Here is a 1716-nt window from a genome sequence, read left to right as displayed (position 1 = left end):
CAATACCGTCTATTTCCGCTACCTCGAGCAGGCGCGGATCAGCTGGTTCGAGCATATGGGATTGCCGCCCGACCCGAGCGGCATGGGGCCGGTGATCGTCAACGCCCACTGCAGCTTTGTGCGCCAGCTCGAATACCCGGGCACGGTGTTGTGCCGGTGCTATGTCGGCGCGATCGGGCGGGCGAGTTTCGAGACCTCCGCGGACCTTTCGCGCACCGATGATCCGGACACGGTCTACGCCCATGGTGGTGCCAAGGTGGTCTGGGTGGATTTCCCGGCCAAGAAGTCGGCGCCCCTGCCGCCCGAGATCCGCTCGGCCATAGTTCGCCCCTGGGGCGGACAGGAAGGGGTCGCGCGAATCCCCGGCTGATTGGCCGGGGATCGCGCTAAGCGAGGCGGATTACTGAACGGCGCTGACGTCGACCGGGCAGCCGGTCTTGGCGACCACTTCGTCAGCCGTGACGCCATCGGCGAGTTCGGTGAGCTTCAACCCGGCAGCAGTGACCTCGAGCACGCCCAGGTCGGTAATGATCATGTCGACCACGGCTACACCGGTCAGCGGCAGGGTGCATTCGGGCAGCAGTTTCATGTCCGTGCTGCCGTCCTTCTTCTTCGCGACGTGTTCCATCAACACGATGACGCGGCCGACACCGGCGACCAGATCCATCGCCCCGCCCATGCCCTTGACCATCTTGCCGGGGATCATCCAGTTGGCCAGGTCGCCCTTGGCGCTGACCTGCATGGCGCCCAGGATCGCGACGTTGATCTTGCCGCCGCGGATCATGCCAAACGAGTCAGCCGAGGAGAAGATCGACGAGCCGGGCAGGGTGGTGATGGTCTGCTTGCCGGCGTTGATGATGTCGGCGTCGATTTCGTCTTCGGTCGGAAACGGTCCGATGCCGAGCAGGCCGTTCTCCGACTGGAGCCAGACCTCCATTTGCGCCGGTACGTGGTTGGCCACCAGGGTCGGCAAGCCGATGCCAAGGTTGACGTAGAAGCCGTCCTGCAGTTCCTTGGCGGCGCGGGCCGCCATCTGGTCTCTGTTCCAGGGCATATCTGTTCTCCTCAGCGCGCCTGAGAAAGCGTGCGTTGCTCGATGCGCTTCTCGGGATTCGGGTTATGGACGATGCGGTGCACGTAGATGCCGGCGAGGTGCACGTCGTCGGGATCGATCGCTCCGGTCTCGAGCACTTCCTCGACCTCGACCACGGTGATCTTGCCCGCCATGGCGATGTTGGGATTGAAGTTGCGCGCCGTGCGTCTAAAGATCAGGTTGCCCGAGCGGTCAGCCTTCCAGGCCTTCACGAGCGAGACCTCGGCGACCAGCGCGCGTTCCATCACGTACTGAATGCCGTCGAACTCGCGCAGTTCCTTGCCATCGGCCACGATCGTGCCGACCCCGGTGCGGGTGAAGAAAGCCGGGATTCCCGAGCCACCGGCGCGCAGTTTCTCGGCCAGCGTGCCTTGGGGGGTGAATTCGAGTTCGAGTTCGCCGGCCAGGTACTGGCGTTCGAATTCCTTGTTCTCGCCCACGTACGACGAGATCATCTTCTTGATCTGGCGGCTCTCGAGCAACTGGCCGAGGCCGAAGCCGTCGACGCCGGCATTATTGGAAATAACCGTCAGGTTCTTGACCGCGGTGTCGCGCAGGGCAGCGATCAGGGCCTCGGGAATGCCGCAGAGGCCGAACCCGCCTACGGCGATGGTCTGGCCGTC

Annotated in this window: 3 protein-coding genes; 1 reads left to right on the top strand and 2 read right to left on the bottom strand. The window is 64.0% G+C overall.

Going from position 1 to position 1716, the window contains the following annotated elements; translation table 11 throughout:
• The coding region (locus tag IH615_RS09375; RefSeq protein WP_291361605.1) for a thioesterase family protein at positions 1-370 on the top strand (370 nt) is incomplete at its 5' end.
• Positions 371-400: 30 nt separating this feature from the next.
• On the opposite strand, the gene IH615_RS09370 is transcribed toward IH615_RS09375, so the two are convergent.
• Both IH615_RS09370 and IH615_RS09365 read right to left on the bottom strand, forming a co-directional pair.
• Positions 401-1054 carry a 3-oxoacid CoA-transferase subunit B gene (locus IH615_RS09370; RefSeq protein ID WP_291361604.1) on the bottom strand — a complete coding sequence of 218 codons (654 nt, stop codon included), beginning with the start codon at positions 1052-1054 and terminating at the stop codon, positions 401-403.
• 11 nt (positions 1055-1065) lie between these two features.
• The coding region (locus IH615_RS09365) for a CoA transferase subunit A (protein WP_291361603.1) at positions 1066-1716 on the bottom strand (651 nt) is incomplete at its 5' end.

The sequence above is a fragment of the Devosia sp. genome, from assembly GCF_014860165.1.
Taxonomy (GTDB): domain Bacteria; phylum Pseudomonadota; class Alphaproteobacteria; order Rhizobiales; family Devosiaceae; genus Devosia.
Note: the sequence above shows the minus strand (reverse complement) of the source record. Positions and strands in the feature narration are given on the sequence as shown.

What these genes read in the sequence shown, in the direction of transcription:
- IH615_RS09370 (WP_291361604.1), bottom strand. Translation starts at nt 1,054, where the DNA reads ATGCCCTGGAACAGAGACCAGATGGCGGCCCGCGCCGCCAAGGAACTG.